Genomic DNA, 13,191 nt, shown 5'->3' with positions numbered 1-13,191 from the left:
CCGCCCGATCGCGGAGTCCCGCCCGCCACGAGAGGCGGGCGGGGCTCCGCGTGCCGAGAAGACCGTATTGGAGGGCACCGACAGTTGCGACCTGCGCGAGGCAGGGGACCCGGCTGTCGTAGCGCTTCGACGCTCTTTCCGACGAGCGGGAGCGGGCGTCCGGGTGTCACCGCAGCCCGTGCGCCTCCGCCCAGGCCGCGACGGCCGCGGCGATCAGCTCCGGGTGGTCTTCCGGGGTGTGGTGCCCCGCGACCTCGTCGTACTGCCGGATCTCGAGGCCGGCCATGGTGGCCGCACACCAGTCGATCATGTCCTGGTGCACCATGGTGCCGGTCCCGGGCGCGAAGGCGAGCAGGAGCTTCGGCACCTCCGGGCTGGCGGCCAGCCACCTGTCGTACGCCTCCACGCGTGCCACCACGTCGGCGGGCTCACCTCCGAGCGGCATCGAGCGCGCCCACCGCAGCAGCGGCAGGCGGCTCTCGCGCGTCGGGTACGGCTTGCGGTAGACGGCCAGGTCGCTCTGGTCCATGGGGGCCACGACGGTGGCCGGCAACCCCTGTTCGATGAAGGCGTTGTCATCCAGGATCATCTTCTCTCCGACGCCCTCGGTCTTGATCGCCGCGAACAGCTCCCGGCCGCCCTCGGGGAACTCCTCCCAGGTCATCGGCTTGACGATGGTTTCGGTGAAGGCGATTCCCCGCACCCGGTCCGGGTGACGGGCGGCCCAGTCGAAGGCAAGTGCGCCGCCCCAGTCGTGGCCGACGAGGACCACGTCGTGAAGGCCGAGGGCGTCGAACCAGGCGTCCAGATAGCGGGCGTGATCGGCGAAGGTGTACGCGATGTCGGGCTTGCCGGAATCACCCATGCCGATCAGGTCGGGGGCCAGCCGGCGGCCCTCGCCGATCGCGGGGATGACGTGCCTCCACAGGTGGGATGAGGTGGGGTTGCCGTGCAGGAAGACCATCGGCGCCCCGGAGCCGGTGTCGCGGTAGTGGATGGTGGAGCCGAGAACGTGCTGAACGGGCACGACAGGTCCTTTCAGAGGTTGAGCTTCATGATTCGATCGACCGCGATCTCGATGACGACACGGCCGGGCGGGTTGGGCGGGGCGGCGCCGTAGCGGCCGGCGTAGCGACGGACCGCCTCGCCGACGCGGCCGGAGTCGTCGTGGACGGCGGCGGGACCTTCGAGCGTGATCCAGCGGAACCCGTCCACCTGGCAGAGCGCGGCCCGGCCACCGGAGCCGGCGGCCAGATTTCGGGCCTTGCGAGAGGAGGCCACGGTCAGCACGCGGGCCAGGGCCGCTCGGTGGTCCCAGGTGAAGCGCACGGCCGCCACGTGCGGGGAGCCGTCTGGGCGGAGGGTGGTCAGGGTCGCCACCGACGGCTCGGCCAGGAACGCCTCGGTCAGGCTCATCGGAAGGCGGCGACGTTGCGGCCCGCCCAGTCGGCGAAGGATCGGGGAGCACGGCCGAGGACGCGCTCGACGTCCGGGCTGACCTGCCGCTCGGCGTCCGTCGGCTCCCCCAGGATGGCGAGCGTCCCTTCCACCACCTGTTCGGGCATGAACTGCAGCATCTGCGCCCGGGCCTCCTCCCGGGTCTGTTCGGCGAACCGCACCGGCGTGCCCACCGCGGCGCCGATCGCCGCCGCCCGTTCCCGCGGCGTGGTCAGCGCGGGACCGGTCAGTTCGTAGACGCGGCCGGCATGCCCGTCCTCGCGCAGGACGGTCGCGGCGACCTCGGCGATGTCGGCCGGGTCGATGGTCGGCAGGCCGGTGTCACCGAACGGGGCGGCGGCCGTACGGCCGCCGCGGATGGACTCCGCCCAGGCGTAGGCGTTGGAGTGGAAGCCGCCGGGCCGCAGGATCGTCCACTCCAGGCCGGACCGGCGCACCGCGTCCTCGAAGGCGGCGGGGTGGCGGTAGAACTCCGGCCTGGTCCCCGCCCCCTGCGAGGACAGCAGGACGACACGCCGGACCCCGCCGGCGCGGGCGGCGTCGAGGATCGCCCGCGGGTCCTGACCGGCCACCAGCAGGAACAGCGCGTCCGCACCGTCGAAGGCGTCCTTCAGCCCGGCGGGGTCGTCCAGGTCGGCTCGCACATGCCGTACGCCCTCGGGCAGCTCGGCGGTCCGCCGGGAGACGGCGGTCACCCGCTCGCCCGCGGCGGTGAGCAGCGCGACCACCTGGCCGCCGACGTTTCCGGTGGCACCCGTTACCACGATCATGATTGGCTCCTGAGTGAGTTAGCTGACTGACTGAGAAGAACCGTAGCGGCCTTCGAGACCACTTGTCCACTCCTAGTCAGTTGACGGACTCAGAAGCGAGGGAGAGGTGCCGGCACGTGACGGTCCGCTCCAGCCCGCGGCCGCCATATAGGTGGGGGTGCCGAGGAGTCCTTCGGTGGTGCCGGCCGTCACCCACGCCGAGGCGGGCGATGCCCGGCTTGAGGTCGCGGTGCACCACCGGCGTCGTGGATGGCGGCACGATCGGTCGAATCACCTCGCACCGACGCGTTCGCGCCCTCCAGCACGCGCATGAACTCACGCGACCGTTCGGGCAGGTCCGGCCGGCCACGACAGGAGACCATCGGGCCGTCCACCACGGCCGGGCCGTCTACGAAGGTCGCACCGGCCATCTCCATGCTGGCCCGCAAGGTGGGAACGCCGCCGTGGTACGGCCGCGCAGCAGGCCCAGCGCGGCCGGCGCCTGCGGGCCGTGGCAGATCGCGCCAGTTCCCGCTGATACCAGGCGGCACAAAGGACAGCCACGGGCAGATCCGGGTGGGGGCCGGCGCCCTCGTCGCGAGCCCCGCGGCACACGCCGCGACGATACGGATCGACCCGGCACCCTCATCGAACGGCGCCACGGGACTGGTCCGCCGACAGAACGGGGCGCGGCGCGTCAGGTTCGTCGATGTCTGATCGAGTCTTGTCCCGGCGCGACCTGAGTGCGGCGGCCACGAACGAGGCGACCAACGGTCGGCGGTCCTGTTCGATCCAGGCGAGCACCAGGCGGCTGGGCGGCGCGTCGGCCACCGGGACGCAGACCAGGCCGGCCGGGACCGGTTCGACCAGCGAGCGGGGCAGCACCCCGATCATCCGGCCCACCGTGATCATCTGGAGCATCTGGACCACGTCGGCGACCTCGGGACCGGTGCCGTCGCCCCCGGGTATTCCTTTCCAGCGGGGTAGCGTCTCACCCTCCAGATCGGACATGCGCACCGAAGTGTGCCCGGCCAGCCGGTGTCCGGCCGGAACGATGACCACGCGATCCTCGGTGTGCAGCGTCTCGTGGGCCAGGCCGTCGAGGTCATCGAACGGCGCGTAGAGCAGGCCGACGTCGGCCCGGCCGTCACGCAGGAAGTCGGCGCGATCGGCCGGGCCGCTGAACAGGATGTCCACCTGGCGGGCGTCGGGCTGGTGCGCGTATTCGGCCAGGAGCCCGGAGAGCAGGCCCGCGTCGCCGCCGGGTTTGAGCACGAGCCGCAGGTGGGCCTGGACGTCGCCGGCACGCTGGGCGTGCCGGATGGCGGCGCTGACCGCGTTGAGCGCGTGCCGGCCATGTTCCTGCAACGCCTTCCCTGCCGGGGTGAGCTCGACGTGCCGGCTGGAGCGGATGAAGAGCGGGACACCGAGCCGGCTCTCGATCCGTCGGATGGCCTTCGACAGCGCCGGCTGGGCGATCGAGAGCCGGACTGCGGCCCGGCCGAAGTGCAGCTCGTCGGCCAGTGCGACGAAGTACTCGAGCTCGCGAGTCTCCAGTTCGACCATGCCTCCAGGTTATCGCCGAATGGCGAACCGGTCTTGGACGCGGGTGCCGTACGGAGCCCAGAATGGCTGCGTGATCAACCACACGATGATTGTCTCCTTCCACCAGCCGCTGCCCGACGCCGAGCTCGACCAGTACCTCACGGATATCGAACAGGTCATGCTCGACTCCGGTTTCGTGCAGTCGGTCGCGACCCGGCGCCACATTCCCATCCCTGGCGAGGAGGCCATTCCGGCCCTGATCGCGACCGCGATCGTGCAGGTGGCCGTCGCCGACACCGACGCCCTCGCGAAGGCGTTCACCGCGCCGGGCATGCACGAGGTCATCGACCGCTGGCAGTCCCGGCACCCGTACAAGGTCGCCTGGGCGAACCACGAGGCGCTGGCATAAGCGGCACTTCGCGAAAGGCGGGCCTGGTCACCGGGATCGTCAGCGGGATCTGCCGCGCGGCGGCGCTCCGGTTCGCCCGGAGCGCCGCCGCGGTGGCCGTGCTCGACATCGACGCGAGGCGCGGCGCGCGGAGAGAAACTTTCACCGCCGTCGCCGCATTCTCGGCGCCGGAAGGACGCCTCGCCTGACCGGGAGACCTCGACGACCGGTCCCGAGCGCCGGAAGCAGGTCAAGCGGACGATTCCCGCCCGGCGACCCGAGTTCTCGCAAGCGTTTTCATCGCGCGCGTACGCGGCCGGGCGAGCGCGGGGCGCACCGGCGCCGTTTGACGGGGGCCCTTGACGACGCGGGAGCCGACGCTGACACTGAGCGGCGATCTCCGGTGAACGACAGCATGATCGAGGGCAACTCCGGACCGCGTTTGTTAACGCTCACATCGATACCTTTACCGTCCGTCCCGACGAGAGGCACCCCCCATGGAGACCTCCGTACGTTCTCCCGCATGGCCGCGCCGCATCCTCGCCCTGGCGATCCTGGCGCTGCTCGCGATCTGTCCATCCGTCGTGGCCGCCGGTGCCGCCCATGCGGCGAGCGTCGACACGAGCGCGTCGTACGTGCTGGTCAACCGCAACAGCGGCAAGGCGCTGGACGTCTACAACATGGCGACGAACGACGGCGCGCCCCTGGTGCAGTGGTCCCGCAACGACGGCGCCTGGCAGCAGTGGCAGTTCGTCGACTCCGGCGGCGGCTACTACCGCCTCAGATCGCGCCACAGCGGCAAGGTCGTCGACATCTCCGGCCGCTCCACGGCCGACGGCGCCGACGTCATCCAGTACACCGACAAGAACGCCACCAACCAGCAGTTCCGGGTCGTCGACACCGACAGCGGATACGTCAAGCTGATCAACCGCAACAGCGGCAAGGCCCTCGAAGTCTGGGAGTGGTCCACCGCCGACGGCGGCCGCGTCTCCCAGTACGCCGACCTCAACGGCGCCAACCAGCAGTGGCAGCTCGTCAAGGTCACCTCCTACCCCGACCCGGGCTACGTCACCGGTGACATCACCGTGCACGACCCCGAGGTGACCAAGAAGCCGGACGGCACCTACCTGCTCGCGCACACGGGCGACAACATCGTGCTCAAGACCTCGACCGACCGGACCACCTGGCGTAACGCGGGCGTGGCGTTCCCCGGCGGGGCCTCCTGGACGCATGCCTACACCAACGGCAGCAACACCCTGTGGGCGCCGGACATCACCTACGTCAACGGCAAGTACTACATGTACTACGCGGCCTCGACCTTCGGCTCCAACCACTCGGGCATCTTCCTGGCCACCAGCACGACCGGCGCGTCGGGATCGTGGAGCAACCAGGGCCTGGTCGTCGAGTCGACCACCTCCGACAACTGGAACGCCATCGACCCCAACCTCGTCATCGACGACCAGGGCCGCTGGTGGCTCGACTTCGGCTCGTTCTGGTCGGGGATCAAGATGGTCCAGCTCGACCCGGCCACCGGCAAGCGGCTGGACGGCACGATCCGCAGCATCGCCGGCCGCAACGGCGGCGCGATCGAGGCGCCGTTCATCTACCGGCACGGCGGCTACTACTACCAGTTCGTCTCCTTCGACCTGTGCTGCAAGGGCGCGTCCAGCACCTACCGCATCATGGTGGGCCGCTCCACTTCGGTCACCGGCCCGTACGTCGACCGCAACGGGACGGCGATGACGTCAGGGGGCGGCACGCAGGTGCTGGCCGGGCACGGGAGCATCCACGGTCCCGGCCACCAGGCCGTTCTCGCCGACAACGACGGAGACATCCTCTTCTACCACTGGTACGCCGACGACGGCTCCTCCCGCCTCGGCATCAACAAGCTCGGCTGGGACAGCGCCGACTGGCCCTACGTCTACTGAAGACGAGGAGACGACGAAGCATGTGTCCTCCAGGGCTGCGGATTGTCTGCCCTGTAAGGACGGGCCTGGCGGCGCGCCGGTTCACTGCCCCTGTGACCCCAGGAAGGGTCAGCGTCTCAACAGCCAAGCGGTGACCGGGATCTCGCGCCACTTCGGGTTGCGCGTACAACGCCCGGCGGAACGGCAGCCACCAGGCCGCCCTCGAAGACGGAGAGACGGATTTTCATCTGCCGCGATGAGTTCCGACCCCACCGCCGGTATGTACTCACGAACTCGCCGGAGTACCTCGGGCGAATCGATCACAAGGGAGAATCCAATGTCGAACAGTCGTGCGGCAGACGAGGCCGCCATCAAGGCCGTACTGGCTGACTCCTATAAGGCGTGGGAGGCCGGCGACGCCGACGGCATGGTCGCCAACTACACCGCGGATGCGACCGCCATCATGACCGGCTCGCTCCGCGACAGCCGTGACGTGATCCGTCAGAGCATGGCCCTGGCCTTCGAGGGGCCGCTCAAGGGCAGCTCGACCTACAACAAGCAGCTCGGCATCCGCTTCGTCGGCAGGGACGGCGCGATCGTCATCAGCGAATCCGCCATCCTGTTCCCCGGCGAGACCGAGGTCCCAGATGACGTGCGTAAGGTGAACGCGACCTGGGTCTTCGAGAAGCGGGACGGCCAGTGGCTGATCGCCGCCTATCACAACAGCCCGGTGCTGGCGCCTGCGCAGTGAACCCTTGCCTGTAACCAGCAGTGACGGTCGACGACGTTGAGAAGGACGACGACACCGCGATGCCGGGACCGGCGAGTCGCCGGGCCCGGCATCGGGCGTTGGTTCAGGCGTTCACGGATGTCCGGACACCACAGCTCTGGATTCGGCTTCACCTCGACGAACCTGCCGTTCGGGTTCATGTAGAACTTCATGTCCCCCCATTCCTTGTTGCGAGCCTGTACGACGTCCGGAGCCGGTACAGCTCCCACGCGGTCCCGAGCTTGTTCTTCCGGTCGGCTATGACTCTCCAGTCCACCCCGCTGCCGGACGACAGGGCTTCGATGCGTCCCCACTGGATCGCCAGGGCTCGGTCGGGGTTGGTGACGAGCTCGCTCGGCGCATGACGTCGTCCGACCGAGACCGCCGGCACGCCCACGGCCCCGCCGGACGGGTTCCGCAGGGCGTCTCCCGGGTGGAGGGCCTCAGCGGGCGTCCATCCCCGACCCTGCACCCAGAACCTGTGGCCTCCGGTCGCGGCCAGCGTTCCCTCACCCGTGGTGATGTCGACCAGCGCGTCCACCGAACTTACGCGTCTACTCGGGCCTGCCCGCCGTAGCGATCGCCAGCCCGGAGCGCACGGCGGGCGACGCGCCGGCAGCCGGGAACTGCTTCCCCGCCGGCTTCGACCAGCTCGCGTTAGAGGTCAGACGCGGAGCAGGTCGGTCGAGACCGTCCAGAGGCGCTTGGCGGCGGCGGGATCGAGCGCCCATTCCTTGACACCGTGCGGGTGCTGCGCGAGGTCGGCGTCGTCCGGCACGGTGTAAGCCTCTTGTGAATCGTCGAGGTAGTGGCCTCCGGAGTGAGCGAACTCCGGGGCGACGGCCGCGACGATGCTGGTGGCGGCTCCCTGCTCGACCGTTTTGTAGGTGAAGACTCCGGCGGCCTCGGCCGCGTCGAGCGACGCCTTCTGCTGCGCTGTGAAGTTGCGCTGCAGTCCCGTCGCGACACCGCCGGGGTTCACCGTGTTGGCAACGATGCCGTCGGAAGCCCAGAGGCGGGTCGCCTCGACGGCGAACAGAGAGTTCGCCGTCTTCGATTGAGCGTAGGCAATCTGCGGGTCGTAGCTGCGACGCTCGAAGTGGAGGTCGTCGAAGTCGATGCCCGAACGCATGTGCGCGGTCGAACTGACCGAGACGATCCGTGCTCCGTCGCGGTCGATCGCTCCCCGGGCCAGGGCGTCGTGAAGGCCGATGGCCAGGGCGAAGTGGCCGAGATGGTTCGTCGCGAATTGCAGCTCCCAGCCCTCACACGTCCGTTCGAGGCCACCGGTGACCACGCCCGCGTTGTTGATCAGCAGGTGAAGCGGACCGTTCCACGCGTCGACGAATCGCGCGACGGTGGTCCTGTCGGCGAGGTCGAGCCGGACGACTCGGGGCCGGATCCCTCCGGTCGACTTCGCGATCGTGTCGGAGACAGCGTCACCCGCGGCCGTGTTCCGGACAGCGAGTGTTACCTCCGCTCCGGCAGAGGTCAGCGCACGAGCCGTCTCAGTCCCGATTCCGGAGGAACCTCCGGTCACGATCGCGCGGACGCCGGTGAGGTCGACCCCTCGCAGCACCTCGTCCGCGGTGCTGGAGGAGGTGAAGCGCGTGGAGATGAGTTTGCGAGTAGTCACGGCGGTGACTATACACACTAGACTCTATTTGTATAGTGCGCATATCGCTCGTATGCTCGTCTCATGAGCAGTCCCGAGGTCGGTCACCCGCCGTCGACAGCCGCCGATACCGACCGTCGGACCATGGTTCTGGACTCCGCGATGGTCACGTTCGCGCGATTCGGTTACCGGAAGACCTCGATGGAGGAGGTGGCGCGGGCGGCGCGTATCTCCCGGCCCGGGCTCTATTTCCTCTTCTCCTCGAAGGAGACTCTGTTCCGTGCTGCGGTTAGTCAGGCCTTGGATCGCGACATCACAGCGGTCGAACGCGTCCTGGCCGACACTGACCGACCCCTTCTGGAGCGTCTCGTCGAAGCGTTCGATCAGTGGGCGGGCCGCTACATCGGCCCGCTGACGAGCGATGTCGCGGTGGTCATCGAGGACAATCCCGACCTCCTCGGGGAGATCATCGAGACCCCGCGGAGACGATTTGAGGAACTGATCACAGACGCGATCGCCATCAAGTCGGGACGAGAGGCGGCTCCCTCCGTTGCACAGACGATGATCAGCGCATCGATCGGCCTCAAGCATCAGGTCGCATCACGGGAGGTCTACCTCGAACGACTGGAGGTAGCCATCGATCTCCTGCTGCGCTGAAGACGGCTTGCCCAAGCCGCCGGAGAGAGCCCGGCCGCCTCGTAGGGCCGGCCGCGGTCTCGGAAGCTGACGCACCGGTCGGGCAGGCGGGACTTGCGATTCAGGTGCTCGCGCCAGTGCCGGCCCGCGGCCAGCAGCCAGGCACGGTCGCCCTGCACGTGGCCGGGTATAGGTGTGGCGCAACGCCTCGGCGTGGGGGACGATACGGGGGTTCGCCGGGGCGACGTTGTACACGAGGACCTCGTGCTGGAGACCGTCCGATGAGACGCCGGCGCCGCCCGGCTGCCGGGGCTCGCGGGCCCATACAGTTCCCTTCCTGCCACCTTCGCCGCTTACGCGGTCGATGGAAACGGCGACGGCCGTACCGACGTCTACGACCCCGCGGACGCGATCCCCGCCGCGGCCGCCTACCTGCGCGCCTCCGGCGCGGCCACCAACGTGCGCAAGGCGCTGTTCGCCTACAACCACGTGAAGGACGGCCCTGCGCTCCGGGCGAGGATTTTCATCTGACTCGGCCTGTCTGGTGAAAAGTTACGATCTCGACGAGATTTGCGTGGCGCTCTGGCGTACGGCGGCGCGCAGGGGTGTGATTGCCCCGGCCTGATCCCCCCACAGGCATTCGAGAAGGGGTCGCACAACGTTGAGAACTCCACATCGCGGCATCGCCGTCGCGGTCGCCGCGGCGGCGGCGCTGTTCCCCGCCGCGCCGTCCGTACTGGCCTCCACCTCCTCGGCCGGGCCGGGGGTCTCCTGCACGGCAACGCTGTCGGCGCCCACTCGCGAAGCCGCCTTCGGCGAGGCGGCCAAGGCGGCGGGCGTGCCGGAACCGCTGCTGAAGGCCGTGGCGTACATGCTGTCCCGCTGGGACGACCACCAGGGCAAGCCGAGCTCCGACGGCGGCTACGGCGTGTTCGACCTGAGCGACCGAGCACCCGTGGCCTGGGACGGCGCGGACAAGGGCCGCGCGGCCGAGTCGAAAAGCCAGATCGCGGCGGCGGCCGAGCTGACCGGTCTGACGGCCGACGCGCTGCGCCGGGAGCCGAACGCCGGCATCTGCGGCGGCGCGGCGCTGCTGGCGTCCTACCACGACGACGGCGACGACCTGGCCTCCTGGCGGGACGCGGTGGCGCGGTTCGGGGCGAAGAACGACTTCGTCCGGCAGGTCTACCAGACCCTCCGCACCGGCGAGAGCCGCGTCACCGCGGACGGCCAGCGGGTCACCCTCGCCGCCGACGACTCGGTCGCCCTGCCTGCCGCGCGGCTCGCCGCCGATGCCGGCGTCGACTGCCCGTCCGGCCTCGACTGTGAGTGGCTGGAGGCACCGTACGCCAAGGGCTCCGCCAGCGAGCCGGACAACACGACCGACTACGGCAACCACGACATCGCCGACAGGACCGGGCCGGGCGGGCCCAAGCTCGACTACATCGTCATCCACGACACCGAGGGCTACTACGGCCCCTCGGTGCGGTTGGCCCAGGACCCGACATACCTCGCTTGGAACTACACCATCCGGTCCTCCGACGGCCACATCGCCCAGCACCTCGACGCCAAGGACGTCGGCTGGCACGCCGGCAACTGGTACGTCAACATGCACGCCATCGGCATCGAACACGAAGGCTTCGCCGGCACCGCCAACTGGTTCACCGAGTCGATGTACCAGACGTCGGCCACGCTGGTGAAACACCTCGCACAGAAGTACGGCATCCCCCTCGACCGGGCGCACGTCATCGGCCACGACCAGGTGCCCGGAACCGTCCTCGGCGCCACCAAGAGCATGCACTGGGACCCGGGCCCCTACTGGGACTGGGACCACTACTTCGACCTGCTCGGCGCCCCCGTCGGCGGCGGCCGGGACGCGACGGCCGACGTCGCCCCCGGCGACGTCGTGGAGGTCCGTACCGGCTACCAGGACAACCCGCAGCCACTGACCGGCTGCGCCGCCGCCTCCCCGCCCTCCCCCGACTGCGTCCCCGGAGCGGGCACCAACTTCCTGCCCCTCTACCAGTCACCCTCCGAGACCGCGCCGCTCGCCGCCGACCCCGGCTGGAAACCCGGTGCCACCGCGGGCACGACATACGTCAGCGACATCAGCGCCCGCGTCGTGTCCGGCCACAAGCTCGTCGTCGCCCAGGTGCAGGGCGACTGGCTCGGCGTGTGGTGGGCCGGCTCCCTCGCCTGGCTGCACAACCCCGCCGACCATCCCGTCGTGGTCCGCACACAGGCGAAGACGGTCACCGTGAAGGCCGGGGCGACCACCCCCGCCGCCGTCTACGGCCGCGCCTACCCCGAGGCGACCGCCTACACCGGCACCGGCATTCCGGTCCAGGCCCTGTCGCCGCTGGAATACAAGATCCCGGTCGGCCAGGCCTACGCCGTGAGCGACGACGACATCGTCACCGACTACTACCGGGCGGTGTCGTTCGACGGATCGGCGCCGGGCGACCGCACCGACCTCAAGGGACAGGACCGCTACTACCAACTCTGGTACGCCCACCGCCAGGTCTTCGTCCGCGCCGCCGAAGCAGACCTCCACGACGCGCAGCGGTCGCCGGTGGTCAACACCACGCTGCCGGTGATCGGCGGGTCCGCCAAGGTCGGCGATGAGCTCACCGCCTCCCCCGGCACCTGGTCGCGGCAGGTGGCGGGCTTCACCTACCAGTGGTACGTGGACGGCACGGCGGTCTCCGGGGCCACCAAGGCCACATATCGGCCGGGCGTCGCGGACCTCGGCAAGAGCGTGCTCGTCGAGGTGACCGTCGACGACCCGTACTTCACGGCCACCTCGGCACGTTCGGCGGCGACCGCGCCGGTCGCGCCGGGAACGTTCACCTCGGCCGAGCCGCCCATCGTGAGCGGAACGCCGAAGGTCGGCCGCACGCTGAAGGCGTCCCCCGGCACGTGGACGCCGTCGCCCGAGAAGGTCACCTACCGGTGGCTGCGCGACGGCGTTCCGGTCAGGGGCGCCACGGGGCGGACCTATCACCTCACGGGCCACGACCGCGGCGCCCACGTCGCCGTACGGGTGACCGTGTCGGCGAAGGCCTATGCGAAGGCCACCGCCACCTCGGCGGCGACCCGGCCGGTGACCCCCTGACGGTGCGGCCTGCCGGGGAGGCCCTCCCTCCCCGGCAGGCCGTCAGGCCTGCCGCGGGTAGTCCGAGACGAGTCTCGCGGCGGCCTTCCTGGCCGGCTTCAGCGTGTCCTTCCAGCGGCTCGCGCGGCCGCCGATCCCCTGGACGACGGCGACGGCCGATCGGTGCCGGATCACCACGTGGTCGAAGTGCAAGAGCTCGGCATCCTGGTCGGGGGATACAAGGTGTCAGGCCACCTTGGCGGAGGGCGCGGTCCACGTGTTGCAGGCGGCGGGGTCGCCGGTCGCGAAGCCCTGCCCGGCCCAGTAGGTGACCGACTTCCTGCTTCCGGTGCTCTTGCCCGCCCAGTCACGCATGTAGAAGAGCAGGTCGTCCCAGTCCTCGCGACCACGGTGCAGGGACTTCCAGACGCTCGCGACGAAGGCGCTGGCGAGACAGATGTTCTGCAGGTAATACCGCCGGTTCTGCTCGTCGAACTCCGCCTTGCTGCCGTAGGGAAGCTTGTTCACGGCGCGGGCGATGCCGCCAAGGTTCTGCACGTGCTCGCCGTGGAGCGAGGCCATCAGGAAGAACAGGAAAAGGTCGTCGGTCTCCTCCAGGAGGTCCTTGGCCAGGACGATCTCAATCGTGCGGGAGGCTTTGCAGTAGTAGGAGCCCCAGTCCTTCCACTTCGCTCCGCAGAATCTCGCCGGCGCCTTGGTGGCGTACACGACCTTGGGCGTCGACCACTTCAGGCCCGCCGCCTTCAATTCCCCGGCCCAGGTCCGGTTGAGGCAGGCGAGGACGCCATTGAGGTAGCTTCTCGCCGATTTCGGGTCGAGCTTCTTGATGGGCTTTTCCCGGCACGCTGTGGTGGGCAGCGCTCCGGCCTTGTACAGGGCGTTCTCGGTGAGGGTCTTGTCCTTGACGGGGCGGGCCGCGGCGGAGCCGGCCGGGACAACCGCCACCGCCGTTGCGGCCGCAAGCGCGATCATGCTCTGTTTCACGGGCGACGAGGCTATAGGCACCGCG

15 protein-coding genes are annotated in these 13,191 nt (G+C 69.6%); 6 read left to right on the top strand and 9 right to left on the bottom strand.

Annotated features, from left to right (window positions below; genetic code table 11):
* Nucleotides 1-166: 166 nt before the first annotated feature.
* From FH610_RS00455 to FH610_RS00435, 4 genes are all read right to left on the bottom strand, one after another.
* Nucleotides 167-1,027, bottom strand: a complete 861-nt coding sequence (locus FH610_RS00455) for a haloalkane dehalogenase (protein WP_139572131.1) — start codon at nucleotides 1,025-1,027, stop codon at nucleotides 167-169.
* 11 nt (nucleotides 1,028-1,038) lie between these two features.
* Complete coding sequence (locus tag FH610_RS00450; RefSeq protein WP_139572130.1) at nucleotides 1,039-1,416, bottom strand: pyridoxamine 5'-phosphate oxidase family protein; 378 nt, start codon at nucleotides 1,414-1,416, stop codon at nucleotides 1,039-1,041.
* Nucleotides 1,413-2,228, bottom strand: coding sequence for an NAD(P)H-binding protein (locus FH610_RS00445; protein WP_139572129.1), 816 nt, complete (start codon nucleotides 2,226-2,228; stop codon nucleotides 1,413-1,415). The genes FH610_RS00450 and FH610_RS00445 overlap by 4 nt, the downstream gene beginning before the upstream one ends.
* 624 nt (nucleotides 2,229-2,852) lie before the next feature.
* Nucleotides 2,853-3,773: a LysR family transcriptional regulator gene (locus FH610_RS00435; RefSeq protein WP_139572128.1), complete on the bottom strand. Its 921-nt coding sequence runs from the start codon at nucleotides 3,771-3,773 to the stop codon at nucleotides 2,853-2,855.
* Nucleotides 3,774-3,843: 70 nt separating this feature from the next.
* Between FH610_RS00435 and FH610_RS00430 the strand changes: the two genes are divergently transcribed.
* The 3 genes from FH610_RS00430 to FH610_RS00415 all read left to right on the top strand — a co-directional run bounded on the left by FH610_RS00430 (nucleotide 3,844) and on the right by FH610_RS00415 (nucleotide 6,798).
* Complete coding sequence (locus tag FH610_RS00430; protein ID WP_139572127.1) at nucleotides 3,844-4,161, top strand: hypothetical protein; 318 nt, start codon at nucleotides 3,844-3,846, stop codon at nucleotides 4,159-4,161.
* Between the two features lie 476 nt (nucleotides 4,162-4,637).
* Nucleotides 4,638-6,068 (top strand): family 43 glycosylhydrolase, encoded by a 1,431-nt coding sequence (locus tag FH610_RS44125; RefSeq protein ID WP_139572126.1) that lies wholly within the window; start codon nucleotides 4,638-4,640, stop codon nucleotides 6,066-6,068.
* Nucleotides 6,069-6,384: 316 nt separating this feature from the next.
* Nucleotides 6,385-6,798, top strand: a complete 414-nt coding sequence (locus FH610_RS00415; protein ID WP_139572125.1) for an SgcJ/EcaC family oxidoreductase — start codon at nucleotides 6,385-6,387, stop codon at nucleotides 6,796-6,798.
* Here FH610_RS00415 and FH610_RS00410 read toward each other — a convergent pair.
* The 3 genes from FH610_RS00410 to FH610_RS00400 form a co-directional block, all read right to left on the bottom strand.
* Nucleotides 6,765-6,989 (bottom strand): hypothetical protein, encoded by a 225-nt coding sequence (locus FH610_RS00410; RefSeq protein ID WP_139572124.1) that lies wholly within the window; start codon nucleotides 6,987-6,989, stop codon nucleotides 6,765-6,767. The two genes, FH610_RS00415 and FH610_RS00410, sit on opposite strands and share 34 nt — an antisense overlap.
* Nucleotides 6,986-7,357, bottom strand: coding sequence for a hypothetical protein (locus FH610_RS00405; protein ID WP_139572123.1), 372 nt, complete (start codon nucleotides 7,355-7,357; stop codon nucleotides 6,986-6,988). The genes FH610_RS00410 and FH610_RS00405 overlap by 4 nt, the downstream gene beginning before the upstream one ends.
* Nucleotides 7,358-7,480: 123 nt before the next feature.
* Nucleotides 7,481-8,356 (bottom strand): SDR family NAD(P)-dependent oxidoreductase, encoded by an 876-nt coding sequence (locus tag FH610_RS00400; RefSeq protein ID WP_205825429.1) that lies wholly within the window; start codon nucleotides 8,354-8,356, stop codon nucleotides 7,481-7,483.
* Nucleotides 8,357-8,515: 159 nt separating this feature from the next.
* Here FH610_RS00400 and FH610_RS00395 point away from each other — a divergent pair, with 159 nt between their 5' ends.
* From FH610_RS00395 to FH610_RS00385, 3 genes are all read left to right on the top strand, one after another.
* Entirely contained in the window at nucleotides 8,516-9,088 is a 573-nt protein-coding gene (locus FH610_RS00395) for a TetR/AcrR family transcriptional regulator (protein WP_139572121.1), read from the top strand.
* A gap of 282 nt (nucleotides 9,089-9,370) precedes the next feature.
* A complete protein-coding gene (locus FH610_RS45020) occupies nucleotides 9,371-9,598 on the top strand; it encodes a lytic murein transglycosylase (RefSeq protein ID WP_139572727.1) in 228 nt (75 codons plus the stop codon).
* A 130-nt stretch (nucleotides 9,599-9,728) separates the two neighbouring features.
* Entirely contained in the window at nucleotides 9,729-12,182 is a 2,454-nt protein-coding gene (locus tag FH610_RS00385) for an N-acetylmuramoyl-L-alanine amidase (protein ID WP_139572120.1), read from the top strand.
* A gap of 42 nt (nucleotides 12,183-12,224) precedes the next feature.
* On the opposite strand, the gene FH610_RS42625 is transcribed toward FH610_RS00385, so the two are convergent.
* Nucleotides 12,225-12,374: a hypothetical protein gene (locus FH610_RS42625; protein ID WP_161627870.1), complete on the bottom strand. Its 150-nt coding sequence runs from the start codon at nucleotides 12,372-12,374 to the stop codon at nucleotides 12,225-12,227.
* Nucleotides 12,375-12,407: 33 nt separating this feature from the next.
* A complete protein-coding gene (locus FH610_RS00380) occupies nucleotides 12,408-13,166 on the bottom strand; it encodes a neutral zinc metallopeptidase (protein ID WP_161627869.1) in 759 nt (252 codons plus the stop codon).
* Nucleotides 13,167-13,191: the final 25 nt, after the last annotated feature.

Source organism: Microbispora catharanthi, from assembly GCF_006334915.2.
Taxonomy (GTDB): Bacteria; Actinomycetota; Actinomycetes; order Streptosporangiales; family Streptosporangiaceae; genus Microbispora; species Microbispora catharanthi.
Note: the sequence above shows the minus strand (reverse complement) of the source record. Positions and strands in the feature narration are given on the sequence as shown.

Bases quoted from the DNA above. Each gene is read 5' to 3' on its own strand.
- FH610_RS00410 (WP_139572124.1), bottom strand. From the start codon at position 6,989: ATGAAGTTCTACATGAACCCGAACGGCAGGTTCGTCGAGGTGAAGCCG.
- FH610_RS00445 (WP_139572129.1), bottom strand. From the start codon at position 2,228: ATGATCGTGGTAACGGGTGCCACCGGAAACGTCGGCGGCCAGGTGGTC.
- FH610_RS00435 (WP_139572128.1), bottom strand. From the start codon at position 3,773: ATGGTCGAACTGGAGACTCGCGAGCTCGAGTACTTCGTCGCACTGGCC.
- FH610_RS44125 (WP_139572126.1), top strand. From the start codon at position 4,638: ATGGAGACCTCCGTACGTTCTCCCGCATGGCCGCGCCGCATCCTCGCC.
- FH610_RS00395 (WP_139572121.1), top strand. From the start codon at position 8,516: ATGAGCAGTCCCGAGGTCGGTCACCCGCCGTCGACAGCCGCCGATACC.
- FH610_RS00415 (WP_139572125.1), top strand. From the start codon at position 6,385: ATGTCGAACAGTCGTGCGGCAGACGAGGCCGCCATCAAGGCCGTACTG.
- FH610_RS00450 (WP_139572130.1), bottom strand. From the start codon at position 1,416: ATGAGCCTGACCGAGGCGTTCCTGGCCGAGCCGTCGGTGGCGACCCTG.